17 protein-coding genes are annotated in these 22,148 nt (G+C 52.5%); 4 read left to right on the forward strand and 13 right to left on the reverse strand.

The window, feature by feature from the left end:
• Positions 1-167: 167 nt before the first annotated feature.
• Complete coding sequence (locus LCF41_RS03970; RefSeq protein ID WP_225086981.1) at positions 168-1,694, reverse strand: MFS transporter; 1,527 nt, start codon at positions 1,692-1,694, stop codon at positions 168-170.
• Positions 1,695-2,077: 383 nt separating this feature from the next.
• Here LCF41_RS03970 and LCF41_RS03975 point away from each other — a divergent pair, with 383 nt between their 5' ends.
• Positions 2,078-2,452, forward strand: a complete 375-nt coding sequence (locus tag LCF41_RS03975) for a hypothetical protein (protein WP_225086982.1) — start codon at positions 2,078-2,080, stop codon at positions 2,450-2,452.
• Here LCF41_RS03975 and LCF41_RS03980 read toward each other — a convergent pair.
• Complete coding sequence (locus LCF41_RS03980) at positions 2,445-3,932, reverse strand: mannitol dehydrogenase family protein (protein ID WP_225086983.1); 1,488 nt, start codon at positions 3,930-3,932, stop codon at positions 2,445-2,447. The genes LCF41_RS03975 and LCF41_RS03980 overlap by 8 nt on opposite strands.
• Before the next feature lie 321 nt (positions 3,933-4,253).
• Here LCF41_RS03980 and LCF41_RS03985 point away from each other — a divergent pair, with 321 nt between their 5' ends.
• Positions 4,254-5,531: an O-acetylhomoserine aminocarboxypropyltransferase/cysteine synthase family protein gene (locus LCF41_RS03985; RefSeq protein ID WP_225086984.1), complete on the forward strand. Its 1,278-nt coding sequence runs from the start codon at positions 4,254-4,256 to the stop codon at positions 5,529-5,531.
• Positions 5,532-5,625: 94 nt separating this feature from the next.
• Here LCF41_RS03985 and LCF41_RS03990 read toward each other — a convergent pair whose 3' ends face one another.
• The 4 genes from LCF41_RS03990 to nifJ form a co-directional block, all read right to left on the reverse strand.
• Positions 5,626-6,696 carry a L,D-transpeptidase family protein gene (locus tag LCF41_RS03990; protein WP_225086985.1) on the reverse strand — a complete coding sequence of 357 codons (1,071 nt, stop codon included), beginning with the start codon at positions 6,694-6,696 and terminating at the stop codon, positions 5,626-5,628.
• A 184-nt stretch (positions 6,697-6,880) separates the two neighbouring features.
• Positions 6,881-7,678 (reverse strand): deaminated glutathione amidase, encoded by a 798-nt coding sequence (locus LCF41_RS03995; protein WP_225086986.1) that lies wholly within the window; start codon positions 7,676-7,678, stop codon positions 6,881-6,883.
• Positions 7,679-7,703: 25 nt separating this feature from the next.
• Complete coding sequence (cybB, locus tag LCF41_RS04000; protein WP_225086987.1) at positions 7,704-8,240, reverse strand: cytochrome b561; 537 nt, start codon at positions 8,238-8,240, stop codon at positions 7,704-7,706.
• A 288-nt stretch (positions 8,241-8,528) separates the two neighbouring features.
• Positions 8,529-12,062, reverse strand: a complete 3,534-nt coding sequence (gene nifJ, locus LCF41_RS04005) for a pyruvate:ferredoxin (flavodoxin) oxidoreductase (protein ID WP_225086988.1) — start codon at positions 12,060-12,062, stop codon at positions 8,529-8,531.
• A 373-nt stretch (positions 12,063-12,435) separates the two neighbouring features.
• Here nifJ and LCF41_RS04010 point away from each other — a divergent pair, with 373 nt between their 5' ends.
• Complete coding sequence (locus tag LCF41_RS04010; protein ID WP_225086989.1) at positions 12,436-12,861, forward strand: hypothetical protein; 426 nt, start codon at positions 12,436-12,438, stop codon at positions 12,859-12,861.
• Between the two features lie 125 nt (positions 12,862-12,986).
• On the opposite strand, the gene LCF41_RS04015 is transcribed toward LCF41_RS04010, so the two are convergent.
• The 3 genes from LCF41_RS04015 to LCF41_RS04025 form a co-directional block, all read right to left on the reverse strand.
• Complete coding sequence (locus tag LCF41_RS04015; RefSeq protein ID WP_225086990.1) at positions 12,987-14,555, reverse strand: glycoside hydrolase family 43 protein; 1,569 nt, start codon at positions 14,553-14,555, stop codon at positions 12,987-12,989.
• A gap of 52 nt (positions 14,556-14,607) precedes the next feature.
• Positions 14,608-16,044 (reverse strand): glycoside-pentoside-hexuronide (GPH):cation symporter, encoded by a 1,437-nt coding sequence (locus LCF41_RS04020; RefSeq protein ID WP_225086991.1) that lies wholly within the window; start codon positions 16,042-16,044, stop codon positions 14,608-14,610.
• Positions 16,045-16,400: 356 nt separating this feature from the next.
• A complete protein-coding gene (locus tag LCF41_RS04025) occupies positions 16,401-17,333 on the reverse strand; it encodes a LysR substrate-binding domain-containing protein (RefSeq protein ID WP_225086992.1) in 933 nt (310 codons plus the stop codon).
• Positions 17,334-17,438: 105 nt separating this feature from the next.
• Here LCF41_RS04025 and LCF41_RS04030 point away from each other — a divergent pair, with 105 nt between their 5' ends.
• Positions 17,439-17,921 (forward strand): GNAT family N-acetyltransferase, encoded by a 483-nt coding sequence (locus LCF41_RS04030; RefSeq protein ID WP_225086993.1) that lies wholly within the window; start codon positions 17,439-17,441, stop codon positions 17,919-17,921.
• Between the two features lie 43 nt (positions 17,922-17,964).
• On the opposite strand, the gene LCF41_RS04035 is transcribed toward LCF41_RS04030, so the two are convergent.
• From LCF41_RS04035 to LCF41_RS04050, 4 genes are all read right to left on the reverse strand, one after another.
• Positions 17,965-18,591: a LysE family translocator gene (locus LCF41_RS04035; RefSeq protein WP_225086994.1), complete on the reverse strand. Its 627-nt coding sequence runs from the start codon at positions 18,589-18,591 to the stop codon at positions 17,965-17,967.
• 268 nt (positions 18,592-18,859) lie between these two features.
• Positions 18,860-19,642, reverse strand: a complete 783-nt coding sequence (locus tag LCF41_RS04040; RefSeq protein WP_225088094.1) for a transporter substrate-binding domain-containing protein — start codon at positions 19,640-19,642, stop codon at positions 18,860-18,862.
• Between the two features lie 369 nt (positions 19,643-20,011).
• Positions 20,012-20,590 carry a hypothetical protein gene (locus LCF41_RS04045; protein ID WP_225086995.1) on the reverse strand — a complete coding sequence of 193 codons (579 nt, stop codon included), beginning with the start codon at positions 20,588-20,590 and terminating at the stop codon, positions 20,012-20,014.
• A gap of 389 nt (positions 20,591-20,979) precedes the next feature.
• Entirely contained in the window at positions 20,980-22,086 is a 1,107-nt protein-coding gene (locus LCF41_RS04050) for an NADH:flavin oxidoreductase (protein WP_225086996.1), read from the reverse strand.
• Positions 22,087-22,148: the final 62 nt, after the last annotated feature.

Here is a 22,148-nt window from a genome sequence, read left to right on the forward strand (position 1 = left end):
TTGCGCCATCCTTGGCGCAAACGCTTTACTCTTCTATTCCGTTACTCCCGTTTTCGTTCAGCAAAAAGGTTCGTCAACATTCTGAATAAGCCCAATACAAGATTGGGCTGATTGTTTTTAATGGAGACTTGTCTTCAATAACCGTCTGAATAAACGATTATTTTCGATTAATGCTGTGCAGTAGCAACCTGCGGTTTCGCCTCTTCAGACTGAACGCCTAACGGGTTGTTACCCCAGCATTTCTCATATTCCCAGCCTGTCAGTTCTTCCGCAACCGCACGTGCGTGAGGTGGGACATCGGCAATCGCGCCACCCGCTTTGATACGTGCAATTTCTTCCAGCAGAATGGCATGGTTCTTACGATCCAGCTTCATCTGCGTGGTGTAGTAAATAGCAACCAGCGCAAGACCGATAACACCCAGTGAGAACACGCCAACAATCGCCTGTACGGCTGATTCTGGTTGTACTGACTGCCCGGAGACAAAGCCGAATTGGCTTAGCGTCCAGCCCATTGCGAAGACGATCACCGAGCGCACCATTTTGCCGGCAAACGTCATGGCGCCTGCGTAGATCCCTTCACGGCGACGACCGGTCAGGACTTCATCCACGTCGGCCAGGAAGGTATAAACCGTCCAGGGAATATAGTAGATACCGCCCGTGCTCAGGCCAAATACGGCGGTAATGGCAAACAGAACAAAGATGGTCATGTCTTCTGACCAGTTAGCGAAATAGAGCGCGGCATAGGCCATGACGCTGACAATCACTACCATCAACGCCAGACGGAACGGTCGCGCAAAGCCCATTTTGACGCAGATACCGATGAAGGCCGCGGTGGAAATAAGCTGCATGACTGAGCTGAAGCTATTGAGGTGTGATACCAGCGCCGTGTTCTGCTTCAGACCAAAGACGATGAAGTAGGTAAATGCGGAAGCGAACAGCCACTCAGCACCAAAGCCAAACAGGTACATTCCCAGATGCTTGCGGAAAATACGCAGGCGGAAGGTAGAAGCCATATCCACGCTCAGCTTTTTCATCGCCTGCCACAGGCTAGAGGTGCTTTCACGGACGATTTCGTTGACCGGGCGCTCCCAGGACGTCATATACAGCGCGATCATCGCTGCGCACATGATGGCGCCGTAGACCAGGCCGGTGTAGAAGAATGGCGTTGCGGAATCTTTACCGTAGACGGCAATAAACTGCCCGGGAATGAATGCCGCCAGGAAGTTGGCGATTTTGCCGAAAATGGCTTTAGAACCCGTCAGCTTGGAACGCAGTTTGAAATCAGACGTCATTTCGGTAGCCAGCGTTTCATACGGCACCATGATCGAGGTGTAAATCAGCTCGAACAATACGTATGTCGCCAGGTAATACCAGAAACCAAAACCATCGACCCACAGCATGGGGTAGACAAGAACCAGTGGGACACCCAGTAAAATAAAGAAACGACGGCGGCCAAATCGGCGACCAACACGGGTGTTGTAGAAGTTATCACTGATGTACCCCATGATGGGGTTACTGATAGCATCAATGATGCTGGCAACGGAGAAAATGGCCGCGGCCTGAACCAATGTTAACCCACAAAAGGTGGTGTAAAAGTACATCAGCCATGCGCCGCTGATAGCAAGCGCACCGCTGCCGAGCAGGTTCGCGCTGCCGTAACAGAACGTATGTTTAAAAGAGATTGGTTTATTCATGATCAGCCTAATTACAAATATGAAACAATATTTCAGTTCGTTTGAACTATCATTTCTTTATAATTTGCTCTATTGAAAAGAAAGTAAACTGACGATCACGCTTTCACGCGCTTTTAATGACGATCTGTCAGGTAGATCATGAAATAAGATATTTTAATTTGCTTTTTATGATTTTTTGATCCTGACTTTATGTGCTTAAGTTACGAGATATGTAGATTTATTACATTTTGTTGGTATGCATGCAGATTGGCGACGAGCTGACATTGAGCGCTGCCCCACAAATCGATAGCGTGATATGAAATAACGCATTGACCTCAGAGAGGAAATATCGTCATCATCCCGCCCAGTTCAATCTACTGTCTTTTCTTATCAGGAGCCGTAACGTGAGTCATTTAATGATCTACGCCGTCATTTATGTGGTTTTTAGTGCTGTGGTTGGATTGTTTGCTTTTCAGGCTTGGTTACCGGCTTCCGCGCCTCGCGGGCTGAGAGATCGCGCGGGGATTCTGGTTGGGGTATTACGCTGCATCACCCTGTTTCTCGTCGTCTCCGCAATGCAAATTTTGTTTCCCAATTCGCTGCTGGATAAGCTCGTCTGGCTGATTGCCGCTGGGCTGTTGGTGATCGCTGTGATTGGCGGGGGGATGAGCTGGTCATCGCTGCCGTGGCTGGATGCAACAAAAGGGAAAAGCCGCACTTTGGCTCTGGGTGTCCAAAGTGCGTTGTACCTGGGTTTGCTTGGATTTATCGTTATGTAAAGTCCTGTACCAGTGCGGCCACGGTGTTCTTTGCGCCGTGATCGCGCAGCTTCAGATAGGCCTGCGCGATAGCGTTAAAAACATCGTGATTGGCTGGGAGATCCTCGCCGAAAATAGAACGAATGTTAAGAAACGCACTGACCCGCTCGGCGCTGTCCGATGTTTCCTCCACGATGTTCCTGAGCTTTTCAGCCAACGGATCGCGGATTTCAATCGGGTTACCTGCGTCATCTTTTCCACTGACATAACGCATCCAGCCAGCGATGCCCAATGCCAGACAGCGATAGTCTCCTCCATTGCTCACGTGCCACCGTAGCGATTCCAGCATGCGCTGAGGCAGCTTCTGTGAACCGTCCATGGCAATCTGCCACGTCCGATGTTTGAGCGCTGGGTTGGAAAAACGGGTCAGTAGTTGGACGGCATAATCTTTCAGATCGATATCCACGACGCTAAGCGTCGGCGCCTGTTCCAGCAGCATGAGATGAGACACGGCCCGGCGATAGTTCTCGTCGTTCATACAGTCGCTGACGTGATCGTAGCCGGCGAGATAGCCCAGATAGGCCAAAAATGAATGGCTGCCGTTCAGCATGCGTAGTTTCATTTCTTCAAACGGCAGTACGTCATGCACCAGCTGTACGCCTGCCTTTTCCCATTCAGGGCGTCCGGCGGTGAAATGATCTTCAATCACCCATTGAATGAAAGGCTCACAGGCTATCGCACAGGGATCGGCGACGCCAAGGTGTTCGGCAATTTCCTGCAACGTTTCCGGCGTTGCCGCAGGGACAATGCGATCCACCATCGTATTCGGGAAAGAAACCTGCGCGTCGATCCAATCGATCAGGCTTCGATCGTTGATTCCCGCGGATTCCAGCACGGCGGCTTTGGCCGTTTTACCATTTTCCGGCACGTTATCGCAGGAGAGTACGGTGAACGGCGCGATTCCACGTTCGTGACGCAGGCGCAGCGCTTCTGCCAGCAGCCCGGGGACTGAAGCGGGATGGCGGGGATCGACGAGATCTTGTTGAATCAGCTTATTGGTACGATCCAGCTTGCCGCTCGTACCGTCCATGCAATAGCCTTTTTCGGTAATCGTCAGGGAAACGATGGCGGTTTCTGGCGCGGCGAGTTTCTCAATAATGGCGGTAATGCCTTCTATTCTGGCATGTAACGATTCACACACGGCACCAACGACAATCGGCTGATTGCTCGTCGCGGCTTTTTCCAGCACGGTAAACAAATGATCCTGCTGGCGCAGCGCATTGATCATCGTATCGTCACTGAATAGCACGACTTCACAAATTCCCCAGTCTCCTCCCTCCCTATTCAGTACACGATCGGTGAGCAGTGCCTGATGAGCACGATGAAAAGCGCCAAATCCGATATGAACGATGCGCGGTTTCAGCGCCTTACGATCGTAGTGAGGAAATTGGACGCTGTCAGGCAATTCGCAGGTAGCGATATTTTTTATTTTATCAGTCATTTATTGCGCTTTCGGGTGGGGGATCCATGACGTTAAAAGTAGCCGTGATTTGCAGGCGGTGCAATACAAGACGCACAGATAGGTTACGGTGCGCACGTTTTTTTCTCTGTGCAAATTTTATCGCTTTTTCAGATTCGTTTCTTCGGCAGTGTGCGGTTTTGTGAGGGGGCTTCAGCGTAATGATGTAACGCTGAAATTTAGTCTTGTTTTTACTAACTTATCTCCATTTCTTCTACATCAGGAAGTGCTTTTCCCGAGTGCAGTCTGTTATTTTGTGTTGATATTTTCCTCACCCCAACGCATAGCAAAAAGGCCCGTAAGATGAAACTTGAATCCCTCGCGCTACATCATGGTTATGAATCTGAAGCGACAACGAAGTCCGCAGCCGTACCGATTTACCAGACGACCTCTTACACATTTGACGACACGCAACACGGTGCCGATCTGTTTGATCTGAAAGTCGCGGGCAATATCTATAGCCGTATCATGAACCCGACGAACGCCGTGCTGGAGCAGCGACTGGCGGCGATTGAAGGCGGCATTGGCGCGCTGGTGCTTTCATCCGGTATGGCGGCGATTACCTATTCGCTCCAGGCACTCACGCAGGTTGGGGACAATATCGTCAGTACCAGCCAGCTGTACGGCGGAACCTATAACCTGTTTGCCCATACATTGCCGCGTCAGGGCGTTGAAGTGCGTATGGCTTCTTTCGATGATTTTACGACGCTGGAGTCGCTGATTGACGAGCGCACCCGCGCCGTTTTTTGTGAATCTATCGGGAATCCGGCGGGAAATATCGTGGACATTGCCAAAATCGCGGACATTGCGCATCGCCACGGCGTCCCGGTGATTGTTGATAATACCGTGGCGACGCCCGTGCTGTGCCGACCTTTTGAGCACGGTGCAGATATCGTCGTCCACTCGCTGACCAAATATATCGGCGGTCACGGCACCACGATTGGCGGTGTGATTATCGATTCCGGCAAGTTTGACTGGGTGGCGAATAAATCGCGTTTCCCGTTACTGAACGAGCCCGATCCCTCGTATCACGGCGTGGTGTATACCGACGCTTTCGGTCCGGCGGCCTATATCGGACGCTGCCGGGTGGTGCCGCTGCGTAATACGGGCGCGGCGCTTTCTCCACATAGTGCGTTCTTGCTATTGCAGGGGCTGGAAACCCTCAGCCTGCGTATTGAACGCCATTGCAGCAATGCGGAAGCGTTGGCTGGCTACCTGAATCAGCATCCGCTGGTTACCTGGGTGAACTATGGTGCGTTGCCGGATAGCCCCTATAAAGCAAACTGCGACAAAATTACCTCGGGCAAAGCGTCTGGGATTATCAGTTTTGGCATCAAGGGCGGGAAAACGGCAGGCGGCCACTTTATTGATGCGTTGAAGATGATCTTACGGCTGGTGAACATTGGCGATGCCAAATCGCTAGCGTGTCATCCGGCAAGTACCACGCACCGTCAGTTGAATGCGGAAGAGCTGGCGAAAGCAGGCGTGAGTGAGGATTTGGTCCGAATTTCGGTTGGCATTGAGCACATTGACGACATCATCGCTGATGTGGCGCAGGCGCTGGAAGCTTCGCAGAAGTAGTAAGAAGTAGTAAGAAGTAGTAAGAAGTAGTAAACGGTAGGGAATGAAAGAAAAGCGTTGGAAACCTGTATGGGGTTCCAACGCGTTGTCGCGATTACGAACGGCTGGCGTCGGTCGCTGTAGTTGTTGGCTGTGATTCAGCCGGTGCGGCATTTTGCTCCGCATTAAGGCTGTCTTGCGGCTGTGCTTCTGGTGCGACAGGTGCCGCAGCAGATTCAACCGGAATCGCCGGGGTAGCTTGTTCGATCAGACCATTGATTTTGGTCGGCATACCAGAACGTCTCTGGATTGCCTGATCGACTTCACTGGTGTTCACGCTGGCATCAGCCAGAACTTTGCTCACTTTTGGCGTCATGCTGATCGGTGCAGGAGAATTAGAATGGAATTCTTCTACCGTGCGGGACAGCGGATTGTGAACCTCAACATAGCGTGAGCCATCTGGCTCAACGGTGGCTTTCACTGGCTCATTGATGAACTGAACGCGAGTACCGACCGGAACGTGGTCGAATAGATACTTGATATCATCGGCACGCAGACGAACGCAGCCGTGGCTTACGCGCAGGCCAATACCGAAGTTGGCGTTGGTGCCGTGGATCGCGTACAGGTTGCCGATGTAGAGCGCGTACAGACCCATCGGGTTATCCGGGCCTGCTGGGAAAACTTTTTGCAGTGTCTCACCGCGTGCTGCGTATTCGGCATGCATCTTCGCGGTTGGCGTCCAGGTTGGGCCCGCTTTCTTACGTTGAACGGAGGTCGTCCAGTTGATCGGCGTATCTTTGCCTAACTCACCAATCCCGATTGGCAGCACGACCACGGTTTTGGAGCCTTTCGGGTAGTAGTACAAACGCATTTCTGCGCTGTTGATGACAATGCCTTCACGCGGGGCATCCGGCAGAATCAACTGATGAGGAATGACCATTTTGCTGCCGGGAACGGGCAGGTAAACGTCCGCATCTGGGTTGGCTTCCAGCATGTTGCTCAGACCCATTTGGAACTGTGCTGCAAAATGCTCCAACGGCTGCGTGCTATCTTCCGGTACGGTGATTTCGATATTCTCGCCTATCAGTCGGCTATTCGCCGCAGGCAGAGGATAAACAACGGCAAAGGCGGCCTGGCTGAATGCGGCGGCGGCAAGAACTACAGTAAAGATCGCGCGAATACTCATTTTCGTTTCTTTATTTGAGTGGTAAATGCACCCCCCGAATCAGGAGGCTGGTCTGCTAAGGTCGCGTTAGCGACCGGATGCGCATTATATGTGCAGAATGGCCTCCGAGGGAAACAACATGTGTAACTAATCACACTTTTTGGCATCCGAATGAGAAAGAAAACCTCCGAGAGTGAACCGTCACTCAATTTTCCCCGTCTAGTGTGGGTTTGTTAAAGCGTCGATTTGCGAGTACCGGGAGAGCCTGACGGGCGTACGCCAGTCGTTCCGGTTCAATGTCTGCATACAGGAGAGCCGGAGTTTCCGGTGCCTGAACCACAACGACGCCTAAAGGATCGACCACCATGCTGTTACCGATATTCCTGACGCCACATTCACCAACGGCGACGAGATAAGTGGTGTTTTCCAGTGCTCTGGCGCGCACCAACAGTTCCCAGTGCGCTTCTTTCAACGGGCCTTTAATCCAGGCGGAGGGGAGAACGAGGACATCTGCACCGTCCAGCACCAGACGGCGGGCAAGTTCAGGGAAGCGAATGTCATAGCAGGTCATCAGCCCGACGTTTAACCCAGCGATGGTCAACAGCGGTGGAATTGTTTCACCTGCCAGCACGTTTTCCGATTCCTGTACGGAAAAGGCATCGTACAGATGCAGTTTGCGGTATTGCGCGACGATCTCGCCGTTGCGCAATGCCAGTAGCGTATTCCAGACTTTCCCTTCGCCGTTTGGGATATGCACACAGAGCATGGTCGTCAGGTTGTTGCCTCTGCTGGCTTCCAGCAGATGCGTAACAAACGGGCCATCAAGCGGCTGAGCGGCGGTGAGCACCATGTTGGGATTGGTGATATCGCGAGCTAGCACGCCTTCAGGCAGCACCAGCAGATCTGCGCCGTTTTGCTGTGCTGCCGACATGAATCCAGCGATGGTCGTGGCATTTTGTTGCCACTCGCGGTCAACGGCGAATTGCCCCAGTGCGACTTTCATTCTTGCTTGCTCCTTCGTTGCCCGATTAATCGCGCTTGGCTGGCATCATGCGCAGCAGCGTGTTGTCTTTCATGACATAGTGGTGGAACAGGGCAGCCGCGGTATGGGCGGCAATGAGCCAGTAGCCTAACGGTGCCAGCGTTTCATGCCAGCCAATCAGCGTTTCAGCAAGGTCGAAATTCGGCGTCGCGGCGGTTGGCATGCCGATACCAAACAACATCCAGTCCCGACCGCTGTAATAGCGTGAGGCAACGCCCAGTATCGGTAGCGTGATAAACAGCAGGTAAATAACGGCGTGGGTGAGTGAAGCCAGGATACTCTGCCAACGAGGGGGCTGTGGCGTAATAGCGGGGGAGGTATGACGATGGCGCAAGAACAGGCGAGCCAGCATAAGAACCAGTATGGTTACGCCACAGCTAAAGTGCGTCACCATCATCACGGTGCGCAGCAGCGAACCTCGTTCAGCAAATCCGCGTAGCTCAATGGTGGCATAGGTCACAACGAGCAACAGAAAAACCAGCCAGTGCAATGCAATCTGCGATGGTGCGAACTTTCCTTTCATGTTTCTTCCTCTGCGACTGTGAGAGCGGTTTGACGCGGTAACGGGCAAATAATCTCATAAAGTATAAGGTAACTTGCGTCTTGTCAGCCCTTCTTTACCATGCCTGACAAACCGGGCGGTTTGCGCTGGCTTCTTCGGTATTCAGCCTCGTTTGGATAGGATGAAAACTGCCAATAAAAAATTTCCGGGAGAAGTTTTTAACGTGGCATCAGCAACGGCCCGTAAAGGGGACGGACAGAGATGGCACGCCATAAAAAACCGGCCGAAGCCGGTTTGGAAGACGAAGCATTATTCCTGCGGGTTTTTCTCTGCTTTGCCGGCCATCATGGTCAGGAAATCAAAGCGGCGACGCAGATCCAGCTCTGCTTCTTCATAGAGCTGCGCGGTTTCTTCCGGCATCATGCTATTCAGGCGGCGGAAGCGTTGCTCTTTCAACAGCGTTTCACTCAGGCTGCTTGATGGCGGACGAGAATCGGTGACCAGCGCGGCTTTCCCTTCTTCGGCACGACGTGGATCGAAGCGGTAGAGCGGCCAAAAGCCTGTCGCTGTCAATTGGCGCATCTGATCGTGGCTGAATGCCAGATCGTAGCCGTGCTCTTCACACGGGCTGTACGCGATAATCAGCGACGGGCCCGGCCAGGCTTCGGCTTCCTGAATCGCTTTCACCGTCTGGTTCAACTGCGCCCCCAGTGAGATCTGCGCAACATACACGTGACCGTACATCATGACGTTGATGCCGAGATCTTTACGCGCTTTGCGTTTGCCTTTCTCGCCAAACTTGGTCACTGCGCCCAGCGGTGTTGCTTTGGACTGCTGTCCGCCGGTATTGGAGTAACACTGGGTATCCAGTACCAGCACGTTGACGTTTTCACTCAGGCTCATGACGTGATCCAATCCGCCATAGCCGATGTCGTAAGCCCAGCCGTCACCGCCGATGAGCCAGATGGATTTATCGACAAAGTGGTCGGCTTCGCTTGCCAGCACGCTGGCGTCGGTATCATTGATGGCTGCCAGCAATCCACGTAGCTGTTCGATCTGCTGACGGCGCAGATCGGGCGCGATGGATTCTTCCTGCAATGCGCTTACCAGATCTGGCGGCAACTGCGGTGCCAGCTTGTTGAGCAGGCGCACGGCACGCTGACGGTGCTGATCGACGCTCAGGCGGAAGCCCAGACCGAATTCGGCGTTATCTTCGAACAGCGAGTTAGCCCAGGCTGGACCGCGACCGTTGGCGTCGGTAGTCCACGGGGTGGTGGGCAGGTTACCGCCATAAATAGACGAGCAGCCCGTCGCATTCGCCACCAACAGGCGATCGCCATAGAGCTGGGTCAGCAACTTGATGTACGGTGTTTCGCCACAGCCGGAGCAGGCGCCGGAGTACTCGAATAGCGGTGAAATCAGCTGAGAAGTCCGGATATCAATACGTTCCAGCGCAGATTTGTCGATTTCCGGTAATTGCAGGAAGAAATCGAAGTTCTCTTTCTCCGCCGCCAGATTGTCCAGACGGGATTCCATATTGATGGCTTTGATTTCTGGGTTCTGACGGTCTTTAGCCGGACAGACTTCTACGCACAGGTTACAGCCGGTGCAGTCTTCCGGTGCAACCTGCAACACATATTTCTGGCCGCGCATGTCGCGTGCTTTCACATCCAGCGATTGCAGTGAGGCAGGCGCATTTTCCATCGCGTCGGGCTGGACGACTTTGGCGCGGATCGCCGAGTGCGGGCAGGCGGCGACGCAGTGGTTACACTGTGTACAAAGCTGCGGTTGCCAGAGTGGAATCTCTTCCGCGATATTGCGCTTTTCCCACTTGGTGGTGCCAGTCGGCCAAGTGCCATCGGGCGGCAGGGCGGATACGGGCAGTGTATCGCCCAGACCCGCCAGCATCGCGGCCGTGACGGTTTTGACGAAATCGGGCGCGGCGTCGGACACGACTGGCGGGCGCTGCGGGCTGTCTGGGTTGACGGCGTCCAGCGGCACGTCGGCCAGCGCGTCCAATGTGGCGCTCAGCGCTTGCCAGTTGCGTTCAACCAGTTCCTGACCTTTACTGCCGTAGCTCTTGGCGATGGCGGTACGCAGTTTTTCCACCGCCACATCGGCTGGCAGAATCTGTGACAGATGGAAGAACGCCATCTGCATGACGGTATTGATGCGCGCGCCCAAATGGCATTCGCGGGCAATCTTGGCGGCGTTGATGCAGTACACGCGGGCATTACGCTGGTTCAGCCCTGCCTGCACTTCCTGTGGCAGGCGGTGCCACAGATCGTCGCTGCTATACGGTGAGTTGATCAGGAAAACGCCGCCGGGTTTCAGGCGTTCGACCATGCTGTACTTGTCGATAAACTGCCACTGATGGCAGGCGACGAAATCCGCCTGATCGATCAGGTAGGCTGAGTTGATCGGGTGCGGGCCCACGCGCATATGGGAAACGGTCAGGCTACCGGCTTTCTTCGAGTCATAGACAAAGTAGCCTTGCACAAACATTGGCGTCGTTTCGCCGACGATTTTGATCGCGTTCTTGGTCGCGGAAACGGTCCCGTCACTGCCCAGGCCGTAGAACAGCGCTTCGAGCGATGCGTTACCTGGGAAATGCTGTTCCGGCAGTGGCAGGGAAAGATGGGTGACATCGTCATAAATCCCTACCGTGAAGCGCGGTCGTGGGTTGGCAAGTGCTAACTCATTAAAGATCGCCTGTACGCACTGCGGAGTAAATTCTTTGGAGGACAGCCCGTAACGACCACCAATGACACGTGGCATAAGTGAACGCTCACCTGCGGAGAACGCCTCGGCCAGCGCGGTCATCACATCGAGGTATAGCGGTTCTGCCAGCGCACCCGGTTCTTTGGTGCGATCCAGCACCGCGATGCTTTTCGCCGTTTGCGGAATCACTGCCAGCAGGTGTTTGGCCGAAAACGGGCGGTACAGGCGGATTTTCACCACGCCGACTTTCTCACCGCGCATCAACAGCGTATCGACTACCTCTTCACACGTGCCGACGCCGGAACCCATCAGGACGACGATTTTAGTCGCCTCTGGGTGGCCGTAGTATTCAAACGGCTGGTACTGGCGTCCTGTCGCAGCGGCAAAATCGTTCATCGCCTGTTCAACGTGCTCATAAGCTGCGTCGTACCAGCGGTTGGTGGCTTCGCGCGCCTGGAAGAAGGTATCCGGGTTTGAGGCGGTTCCACGAATCACCGGGCGTTCCGGTGTGAGCGCTCGCTCACGGTGTGCTTCAATGGCCTGCTGTGGCAGAAGCTGGCGAATCACCTCATCGCTCAACGGCTCAATCTTATTGATTTCGTGCGAGGTACGGAAACCGTCAAAGAAATGGATAAACGGCAGACGGCTGTTCAGGCTAGCGATTTGTGAAATCAGCGCAAAGTCCTGCGCTTCCTGCACATTGCTAGCGCACAGCATGGCGCAGCCCGTCTGGCGTACGGCCATGACGTCAGAATGATCGCAGAAAATGGAAAGCGCATGCGTCGCAACTGTACGGGCTGCGACGTGCAGGACAAACGGGGTTAACTCGCCGGCCAGCTTATACAGCGTAGGGATCATCAGCAGCAGACCCTGCGATGAGGTAAATGTGGTCGCGAGTGTACCTGTCTGCAATGCACCGTGGACGGTAGCGATCGCGCCGCCTTCCGATTGCATTTCCACAACGCGAGGCGTGTCTCCCCATATATTCAGCCCGCCGTCGCTCGACCAGGCCGCAGCCTGTTCAGCCATGCTGGAACTGGGGGTAATAGGGTAGATGGCGATGACTTCATTGGTTCGCCAGGCCACGGAGGCGACGGCGTTATTAGCGTCGGTGGTGATCATGACTTATAGCCTTTTTGCTCACTAAGTCCCTCATTTTACATGGTCTTTTCGGACGATGAAAATGACTGGGCATAAACGAAAATACGATTTTTATCGGGGGATTATCGCATTTCAGGAAAAAAGAGGGTGGAACGATGTATGCAGAGTTGTATCAAACTGTGTTTTATCCCCGTTACTTTGGTCTACGTCCATCAATCTTAGTGCGTTTGTGTTTCCTAAAAAGGAAATCTATTCTGGATTTTAGAACTGTTTGTTGATTTTTTGTTCGATATTCACACGAAATCGCATGATTTTATTTGCTCATTACTGTCATGACGAGTAGCGTGCTTATACTAAAATTACATCTGTAATGAATGTATTAAGGAACCGAACGATGGCAAACGATGAAATAAAAAATAAACTGGTTTCCGTACTGGCCGCACAACAGGCGCAGGGAAAAACGCCAGAACAAGCTGTCGATCATATCCTTCAGGCATTGGGCGGGCGAGCAGGTGATGTGTCCCGTATTTCGGTTTTGACGTCGACATTAATTGCCGATGTGCTTTACACCGTGTATCAGGAGACGATCACACATCAGCAGATTGCGGTGATTTTACGTAAGTTGGGCTACGCTGCACGTGACATCGCTGTTGCATCACACACTATCTATCCACAACTGGGCGTTCAGGACATCGGTCAGCTTTTGCAGATCTCGGAAATTTATCCGACGATCGATCGTGCTGCGCTACTCGATGCACTTACTTACGCAAATTTTTCCAAAGTGGAAAGCGAGCAGGCTGCTGACGCTCTCGGCGTGTAGTACTGGACAATGTAATACCAGAATAATGTAATACCCAAACAAGGTAATACCCAAACAAGGTAATACCAGTATCGTACCGAAGATCAGACAGCCAGACGCGTAATTTTTCTATAGCCGCTATCGGGCTATTGATCGATAGCGGTGACTTTCACCTCTTTAACCTGAGCATGACTCCCGCTGTTTCCTGATGCTGTGGTCAGCGCGTACAGCCCCACTTTGGCTCCTACCCATTTGCCCGGCCCTGCGGCGAAGCTATCGTCAAGCACCGTATATTCCCCGTTCTTGCTCCGCCAGGCGAACTGGCAAATCGCATTTTGCCGCACCGTAACACGCAGGGTGATGTCCTGATTTTCGGGCAACATCGCCAGATGTCTCTGGTGTTGCTCCAACTGCTGTGCATCGCTCATCCAGCCGAATCCGGTGACCCATTCAAGGCCTGCTGCGCCTTTCTCAATGCCGAGGAACGCGAAACGCTCGCCATAAATAATCAGGCCGCAGCGATCGCCGACTTGCTCCAGAACGGGCGTCAGCTGCATGGTAAACTCGAATTCCTCAGCCGGAAATTTTTGCATCAGCAAATTAGGCACGTCATACCATGAAGGTTCACCCGAACGGGTCGGCATGGGTTGACAGAACAGCTGAAGCCCCGGATGGGTAAGCGTCAGCCAGCGCTCGTCGGGATTGGCTTGCCACTGCCACTGTCGCCCCAGCGTAGCCGAAGAGAAATCGTCGGAAGTCGGTGGTTGCTGCATACTAACGTAGGCGCTCACGCGAGGTTTATCCGCTTCCAGAACGGGTTGACCTAATCCCTGCGCGTTATGCTGTTCGCCGATCAGCGGCCAATCATCCTGCCAGCGCATTGGCTGTAGATGGACGACCCGGCCATAGGCATGACGATCCTGAAAATGTACGAACCAGCTTTCGCCGTTATCTAATTCGACCCAGCCGCCCTGATGCGGGCCATTAACCGATGTGCTTCCCTGATGTAGTACGATCCGGCTCTGCCACGGCCCCTCCAGCGCGCGTGCACGCAGTACCGTTTGCCAGCCGGTTGGAACGCCACCCGCTGGGGCGAAAATGTAATACCAGCCGTTGCGCTTATACAGTTTTGGCCCTTCGATGGTGGGCTGTGTTGCCCGTCCATCGAAAACGATCCTTCCTTCATCAAGCAGGGAACGGCCATCTTCCGCCATTCTGCACAGTTGCAGCAGGTGTTTCTTACCGCTGCGGCTGAAGGCGAAAGCGTGGATTAACCAGGCGGTGCCATCGTCATCCCAAAACGGGCATGGGTCGATCCAGCCTTTAGCCTGCTTCAGGCAATGCGGCGTGCTCCATTCGCCTTTGGGATCGTCAGTCTGTGACATAAAGATCCCGTCGTCGGGCGTGCTGAAAAACACCCAAAATTTTCCGGCATGATAGCGAATGCTGGGTGCCCACACGCCTTTGCCGGGCTGAACGTGTTCATATTCTGGCAGATCGAATCGGCTGAATACGTGGTTGATCAGCGTCCAGTTCACCAAATCCTGAGAATGCAGGATCGGTAACGCCGGCAGGTGGTTAAAGCTGGACGACACCATGTAAAAGTCGTCACCCACGCGCACGATGTCAGGATCGGAATAGTCGGCGCATAAAATCGGATTCTTATAACGTCCGTTACCCAAATCTGGGTTCCACGGAGAATGTGCTGTACTCATGTCATCATCCTGATAGTAAAGGCGGGCAGCGTGCTACCCGCAGGTCTTGCGATCAGGCGGCGCCTTTTGGCGTCAGGCCTTGATCGACAGGAAGCTCGCTTTCTGGTGCGCGGTCAGCCGTGCTGTGACGTTTCGCCAAATCAGCCTGAATGTTTTCCATCGTCTTATCGTCCAGCTTGTAAAAGCGTACCAGCCAATACAGAACCAGATAGGAGAGCGATGGCCCGATGCTCAGCAGGCCGATAATACCGGCGGTGGCGAGCGGTGTTTGCGTAGGCGAACCCGCGACATAGCCGAACCAGCCGAGTGAAAAGCCGACCAGTGCACCGGCAACCGCCATACCCAGTTTCAGCGCGAACAGGTTACCGGAGAATGACAGACCGGTAATGCGGCGGCCTGTTTTCCACTCGCCGTAATCGGCGGCATTCGCCATCATGTTCCATTTGAACGGCTGGTACATCTGGTGGAAGAAGCCGATCAAAAAGTAGAGCGGGAAGACGACCGCCAGCCACTGTGGCGGCACCATAAACAGGATCATGCCAACAAACACCAGCAACAGGTTGATGTTCTTGAACAGGCTTATGCTACTGAATCGTTTGCCAAAGTAGCCCGCCATCATTGCACCAATAATGGTGCCGACGACGCTGGTGGTAATAAATGCGGATTTCATTGCCGTTCCGGCGGCGCTGCCTTGGTCCGGCCCGACCATCAGGTACGTTGCATAATAAAGTGTCGCCGCGCCGCGCATGACGCCCGCCATACTGGAGAAGAACGTAATGATGGCCACAATGCGCCACTGGTCGTTGTTCAGCAGGTTTTTAACATCGTCCCAGACGTTCTGATTGTTATCCACATCAGGGTTAATGCGTTCCTTTGTGGTGAAAAAGCAGAAAAACAGCATCACGACAGCCAGACTACCCATGATCATCATGGTGCCCTGATAGCCTAATTGCTTGTTGGTGCCGCCAATCCAGTCGACCAGCCACAACGTGCCGACCGACACCAGTAGCCCTGCCATTGAGGAGATGGTAAAGCGGTAAGACTGCGCGGAAATTCGGTCTTTTTCATCGCTGGTGATAACACCGCCGAGCGAACAGTAAGGGATGTTGATAAAGGTGTAAAACAGCATCAGCAGGGTGTAGGTAATGTAGGCATAAACCAGCTTACCCGTGCCGTTCAGCTCTGGCGTGGTGTAGGCCAGCACGGCAATCACGGCGTAGGGGACGGCAAACCAGACCAGCCACGGGCGGAAGTGACCCCAGCGGGTTTTGGTGCGGTCTGCAATAATGCCGATCAGAGGATCAACGATGGCGTCCAGCACCCGCGTCACCAGGAACATGACCCCCACCGCCGCGGCGGAGATGCCATAGATATCCGTATAAAAGTAGGTAAGAAACATGGTTACGGAAGAGTAGACGATGCCACAGGCCGCATCGCCCATGCCAAAGCCGATTTTCTCCGCAACGCTCAGCTTATTATTGTTGGTCATTGGAAACTCCAAAAGATGATTGAGGAACTTCTTGCCAGGCTCGCGGCTATTGTTATCCCCTTGGTGGGGATTAACTATTGCGGATTTTATTAAGAAGGTTACGTTTCTTGGTATGTGTTAGACAGGTCACAAAAAATGACAGGGAAAATCGTGTGAAGAAGACGATATGCGGAGTTATTTCCATTTCATATCAATAAATTAACGTGGTCTTTTTGTCATTTTATCTGTATGACAAGTTATCTTGCAGATCTTTCTATCGGGAATATCGCTCTCTGCGGGCGTTTCTCCGGCTCGTAATTGGGGCGATTTCGGTGAGAGAGAGTGGCTGTCGCTGTGTGAAATGTCAGTGCATCAGGCTAGCTAATGGGAGGTATCACCAGGCTGTGTAATAGGTTTTTAATCCACTGGCTTGCTTCCGAACGGCTATTGCGGCGGTGATGATAAATCTTCACACGATAGGGCGGCACAGTGAAAGGCAGGGGGTGGATCCGTAACGGTAGGAGTTGTGCAAAAATTGTCGCGATATTGCGCGGTAATGCCATGATCAGCGTTGAATCGGCGATGATGAACGGTGCGCTCATCATGGATGGTGTTTTTAGTGCGACATGGCGTTTTTTATTGAGTTTATCCAGCGCGTAATCAATTACTCCGCGTGATTCATTCCAGGGCGTCACAACAAGATGCCGGGCGGCAAGGTAATCATCCAGCGTCAGTGTCTCGCCTGACGGATAATCCGCGGCGGTGATGATGACATAGCTGTCTTCAATCCAGTCTATCTCCTCAATTTCTCGATTTTCCGGTTGCGTCATGTCGGTGAACCCTAAAGCAAAATCGATTTTCCCTGCCAGTAAATCCGTAATCGCGACTTTCTGCGGCGAATAGACCAGATTGAATTTGATATGGGGTGCCAACTTTTCCATTTGCGCCATCAGGGTAGGAAAGACTGAAAACGCGGTGTAATCGGTGATGGAGAAGGTGAAGCTTTCCGTACTGCGGGCGGGATTAAAGCGTGGACGTGGCGTCAGCCCCTCTGCTAGCCGCGCCAGACTTTCCGCGATCGGCTCCGCGATATCGTCCGCGAGGACGGTCGGATGCATGGTGTTGCCTACGCGAAAAAACAGCTCATCGGAAAACGTATTGCGCAAGCGCGTGAGCGCATGGCTGACCGCCGATGCGCTCATCGCCAGCTCTTTTGCCGCCGCGGCGACGGATCGATGCTGGTACACGCTGTTAAATACCACCAGTAAATTTAAATCGATACGCCGTAAATCCAGATGCATAGTGTTCATCAATCGCTGTAGAAAATGCAGTTCATACAGTATTTTTAATCCGGTAGCATGGCAAGCCTTGATGATTGTTGGTACTGGAAAGCAGCTCCGGAGAAAAGAAGCTTTATGAATATTGTCATTCGTCCCGCACAGAAATCTGACGCGAGTGTGATTCTGGATTTAATTATTGAGCTTGCCGTGTACGAGAAAGCGCGCCACGAAGTGTTGGCCTCGCTTGAGGATATTGAGCACTCACTATTTGGTGAAGAGGCAACGGCGGAAACGCTGATTTGCGAGATTGACGGTAAGCCTGTCGGCTATGCGATTTTCTTCATGAGCTATTCAACCTGGCTGGGGAAATACGGCATCTATCTGGAAGATCTCTACATTGCGCAGGCGTACCGTAGTGCAGGTGCGGGCAAGGCACTGCTGAAACAGGTGGCTTGTCTGGCGCAGGAAAGACAATGCGGACGGCTGGAGTGGAGCGTGCTGGACTGGAACCAACCCGCGATCGATTTCTATAAAAGCATTGGTGCGAAGCCGCAGGATGAATGGGTTCGCTATCGGATGGACGAGAAGGGCATTGCTGATTTTGTCACGGCATCGTAACGGTATGACTCCTGCCAGCCTGAAAGCAGCAGGAGCCAGTCAATTAACGCGTTGACGCCGCCAGCGTGGTGCCTGCCAGAATAAAGATCCCGCCCGTTGAGCGGTTAAACAGCTTAATGCGGCGTGGGTTGGAGAAAAGGCCCGATAAACGGCGGCCAGTGCAGGCATAGATAAACATAATGCTGAAATCGAAGACCGCCCAGGTTAACGCCAGAATGATGAGCTGCAAGGCGTGCGGGGCGTTGGTATCGATAAAGTTTGGGAAGAGCGCGGCGAAAAACAGCAGGTCTTTCGGATTACTGATCCCAACCAGAAAACCTTTGCGGAATAATGGAAACCAGCCCGGAGCCGAGGCTTCCTGCACGTCCTGCTCTGCGGTACTCATATCCTTGGAACGCCATGATGCGATGCCCAGCCAGATGAGATAAACCGCACCAATAATTTTTAATACCATGAAGGCAGTGGTTGACGCCGCGAGGATGGCTCCTAGCCCCAATGCTGAACAGGACATCAAAATCATTGCCGCGCTGACGCCGCCGAGTACGGTCGCTGTTGCGCGTGAAGCGCCGTAGCGTAAACCGTGCGACATGCTGATTAAGGCGGATGGGCCCGGAATGGCAATCAGGGCGATGATGATGCCTGTATAAGCCAGCCAGAGGTGAAGGCTCATGATTTCTCCTGCGTGTAGTTCACTGTGAAAGCGTGATTGAGAGCGGTGCTGTGAAGCGGGATATATTCACATATATATCGCCAATTTTCCAACGCGTGATAGTAACAGAAAAGGGGGCGATGGCGCTCTCCCTCTTTATCAAGATTCTGGTGCTGACACCGGTGTCGAGGAAAGGTAGTAAGCTCACGCTTTGGCAAAATATCCCCGGCCTTCTGGTGGCTTGGGAGATCGACTGAACATGCAAAGAATCCATTAATCGCGCCGGATATTATTCTTTCACGCTTAAATCGATATCGCCAAAATAGCGTTTCTGTATTTTTTCATATAGGCCTTTTTGAACGATGTCTTTCAGCCCCTGATTAATGAGCTGTTTTGTTTTCGTATCGTCTTTGCGTATACCGTATGCAGAACCGAGGCTGAATAAATCCGCATCGGTTACTTCTGAGCCTTTTAGCTCAAAATCTTTACCCTGTGGGGTTTTTAAAAATCCAAACGCGACGGCAACCGACGGGCATAGTGCGCCTTCTACTCTTCCTGAATATAAATCCTCGTAAATGGCTTCCTGATCGGGATAGCTTTTCACCATCACCCCGGCAGGTAACCAATATTTATTGGCATAGGCTTCCTGAATGGTACCTTGCTGTACCGCGATATTTTTCCCGCGCAACCGTTCAGCCTGGGGAAGAAGATTGGATGCTTTCCTTGCGACAAGTTTGGTTGGTACGTGGAAAACATAGTCACTGAAATCTATTGATTCCTTTCTCTTATTTGTCACGCCAAGCGGCGCGATGACGTCTATTTTTTTGGCGAGAAGGGCGGGAATCTGGGAGTCAAACGTGTTAACGATATAGTCGCATTTTGCATTGATTGATTGGCAGATGGCATCGGTGATTTCTATATCAAACCCCGACGGATTGCCATTTTTATCCATGCTCTGAAAAGGGGAATACGTTAAATCGACGCCGATGCGCAGTATGTCCGACTTGGCAAATGCAAAGGGTGAAATAGCAAAAATGACAACGATCTTAAGGAGAGATAATTTTCTGAACATAGCAGTAACACCTCTTTTTAGTCGTATAAACGTGAATATCAACATGCCGGTATTTGTATTCTCACCAGTGATAGGCTGTAAATTGGATCGCATATCATCATCCAGCCCATATTTGAAAAACTGACGTTAATTTACACTTGAAACTATAACAAATTGTTATTATTTGCTTTCGTGATGTAAAATTGCGCTATCGCTGATGTCCAGACGTGTAAGTAGGAAATACATTCCAATTAATACTGTCGTGTTGGGCGGGGGATTGAGGTTTATTGCATACCGGAAATGGATCTGAATCGATTTCCGGTATCTTAATTTATTTTCCTTACTTCACGGGTTAGCAACGCTGTGGAATTCGTGAACGTGAAGATGGAATTACTTGTAGGTAAATCGATAATCGACAATATACGTGCCGAGTTTATTGACTCGCGCAGTGATCCATAGCGCATCCATTCCTTGCCGCCTTTTTTTAAACAGCATTTCTCCATTGGTACATAGCTGTTTAAATTGCCCAGTATGGGCATCTTTAATCCATATGCCAGCTTCGCAACGACTACTCTTTCCTGTGGATGGCCCAGGAAAAACAATCTTATAGTCGGATGTGTAACTCATCACCTCATCAGGGAACAGATAAACGTACACGTCAAAAATATTCACGATGGAAAGGAATCCCAGTACGAAGCCGCCGAAAAACATGTCGAGCGTGTGTTTGAGTTTCTTCTTTACCGATCGAGAGCAGAGCGCCCGGCCAGCAAAGATAAGCCCCAGAACGAGCCCAAAGATAAGGTAGATAGTGAGTTCTGGAAATGTTTCGATCAGTATCGTGCGACGTGACAGCTGCGAAGCCCAAAGCATGTACCAGAAAATAGATAGAATGATGGATAAAACGAGGAGAGTAACGAGAAAATCCTTTGATAATAAATAGGTTATCCATTTTTTATAAAAACGGCGCATCTATCCATGACCTTGCATTAACAGCTTATTTTGTCGGTATTTTACATAATTTCACGACGTAAAGAATCAATACGGTTACGTGTTATGGCTTATTACTCTTTCGATATACCACTACCTGGCATACAGGTAGCAGCAAGCTGGAAAAGAAAGACTCATGATGAAAACGCCACGACAGCTTTACCTTTGGCATGACCAGCCTTGGGATAAGAAAACGCATTGAGCGTTTCGAAGGCGCTGAACCCGATCTCTTGTGTGGTAATCCCTTCTGTTATTTGTCAGAAAAGGTCAGAGACTAAGGCTTTTACGGATCCCCGAATCCAGCAGCGAAGACGGCATAAAGCCGGCCTGCGCCGGCGTGTCTTAAAGATGCCGTCTGCGACAATAGCCGCTTACTTCAGCGCAGCGAGATCTTCTGCCCGAAAACCGTGCAGCTCGTCTGTACGGCCTGAGCGAACTTTCTGCACCCACTGCGGATCGGAGAGCAGCACGCGACCTACCGCTATCAGATCAAATTCTCCACGCTCCATTCGTGCGTGCAGGTTATCCAGCTCGGCCGTTCCAGAGCCTTGGCCGCCAAAGGCACCGAAGAAATCACCGGACAGTCCCACCGATCCTACGCTGATGGTCGCCGCGCCCGTGAGTTTTTTTGCCCAGCCGGCAAAGTTAAGTCCTTCATTGCCATCAATATCTGGAAACTCTGGTTCCCAGAACCGACGTTGTGAGCAGTGCAGAATGTCTACGCCTGCTTCAACTAGCGGCGCAAGCCACTCCGTCATCTCCTGCGGGGTCTCCGCCAGACGCGCCGCGTAGTCCTGCTGCTTCCACTGGCTGACGCGCAGAATAAGCGGGAAGTCTGCTCCCACGGATGCACGTACTGCACGGACGATCTCAGCGGCAAAGCGGGAGCGTTCGGCAATGGTTTTTCCGCCCCAGCCATCAGTACGCAGGTTGGTTCCCTGCCAGAAGAACTGGTCAATGAGATAACCGTGTGCGCCGTGCAGTTCAACGACATCAAAACCCAGGCGTTTTGCATCTGCGGCCGCGCGGGCAAAGGCGGCAACCGTATCGGCAATGTCTTCTTCTGTCATGGCCACGCCACGCGCATCATCTGGACCGACAAGACCTGAAGGGCTTTCAACCGGCGCATCTGGTACCCATTCCCTGCTGCGCGTCGAACCGGTGTGCCAGATTTGTGGGCCGATACGCCCGCCGGCCGCGTGCACGGCTTCTGCCACCTGTTTCCAACCCGCGAGCGCCTGCTCACCATAGAAGAAGGGGATACCCGGCATATTGCGTGACGCAGGGCGGTTGATTACGGTTCCTTCGGTCAGGATAAGACCTGCCTCACCTTCCGCGCGGCGGCGGTAATAATCGGCGTTAGGCTGACCAGGAATACCTTCCGGTGCCATACCTCGGGTCATGGGGGCCATCACGATACGGTTCGGCAGCGTTAGGCCCTTGAGGGTGAAGGGGGAAAACAATACGTTATCGGACATCGTTACATTCCTTTTCAAAGGGTTTGGGAGAAAGACGTGGCTGCTACGACGTGACCTGCCAC

Source organism: Pectobacterium colocasium, assembly GCF_020181655.1.
GTDB lineage: Bacteria > Pseudomonadota > Gammaproteobacteria > Enterobacterales > Enterobacteriaceae > Pectobacterium > Pectobacterium colocasium.

What these genes read in the sequence shown, in the direction of transcription:
- LCF41_RS04015 (WP_225086990.1), bottom strand. Translation starts at nt 14,555, where the DNA reads ATGAGTACAGCACATTCTCCGTGGAACCCAGATTTGGGTAACGGACGT.
- nifJ (WP_225086988.1), bottom strand. Translation starts at nt 12,062, where the DNA reads ATGATCACCACCGACGCTAATAACGCCGTCGCCTCCGTGGCCTGGCGA.
- LCF41_RS04010 (WP_225086989.1), top strand. Translation starts at nt 12,436, where the DNA reads ATGGCAAACGATGAAATAAAAAATAAACTGGTTTCCGTACTGGCCGCA.
- LCF41_RS03970 (WP_225086981.1), bottom strand. Translation starts at nt 1,694, where the DNA reads ATGAATAAACCAATCTCTTTTAAACATACGTTCTGTTACGGCAGCGCG.
- LCF41_RS03990 (WP_225086985.1), bottom strand. Translation starts at nt 6,696, where the DNA reads ATGAGTATTCGCGCGATCTTTACTGTAGTTCTTGCCGCCGCCGCATTC.
- LCF41_RS04045 (WP_225086995.1), bottom strand. Translation starts at nt 20,590, where the DNA reads ATGCGCCGTTTTTATAAAAAATGGATAACCTATTTATTATCAAAGGAT.
- LCF41_RS03985 (WP_225086984.1), top strand. Translation starts at nt 4,254, where the DNA reads ATGAAACTTGAATCCCTCGCGCTACATCATGGTTATGAATCTGAAGCG.
- LCF41_RS04025 (WP_225086992.1), bottom strand. Translation starts at nt 17,333, where the DNA reads ATGAACACTATGCATCTGGATTTACGGCGTATCGATTTAAATTTACTG.
- cybB (WP_225086987.1), bottom strand. Translation starts at nt 8,240, where the DNA reads ATGAAAGGAAAGTTCGCACCATCGCAGATTGCATTGCACTGGCTGGTT.
- LCF41_RS04020 (WP_225086991.1), bottom strand. Translation starts at nt 16,044, where the DNA reads ATGACCAACAATAATAAGCTGAGCGTTGCGGAGAAAATCGGCTTTGGC.
- LCF41_RS04050 (WP_225086996.1), bottom strand. Translation starts at nt 22,086, where the DNA reads ATGTCCGATAACGTATTGTTTTCCCCCTTCACCCTCAAGGGCCTAACG.
- LCF41_RS03980 (WP_225086983.1), bottom strand. Translation starts at nt 3,932, where the DNA reads ATGACTGATAAAATAAAAAATATCGCTACCTGCGAATTGCCTGACAGC.
- LCF41_RS04035 (WP_225086994.1), bottom strand. Translation starts at nt 18,591, where the DNA reads ATGAGCCTTCACCTCTGGCTGGCTTATACAGGCATCATCATCGCCCTG.
- LCF41_RS03995 (WP_225086986.1), bottom strand. Translation starts at nt 7,678, where the DNA reads ATGAAAGTCGCACTGGGGCAATTCGCCGTTGACCGCGAGTGGCAACAA.
- LCF41_RS04030 (WP_225086993.1), top strand. Translation starts at nt 17,439, where the DNA reads ATGAATATTGTCATTCGTCCCGCACAGAAATCTGACGCGAGTGTGATT.
- LCF41_RS04040 (WP_225088094.1), bottom strand. Translation starts at nt 19,642, where the DNA reads ATGTTCAGAAAATTATCTCTCCTTAAGATCGTTGTCATTTTTGCTATT.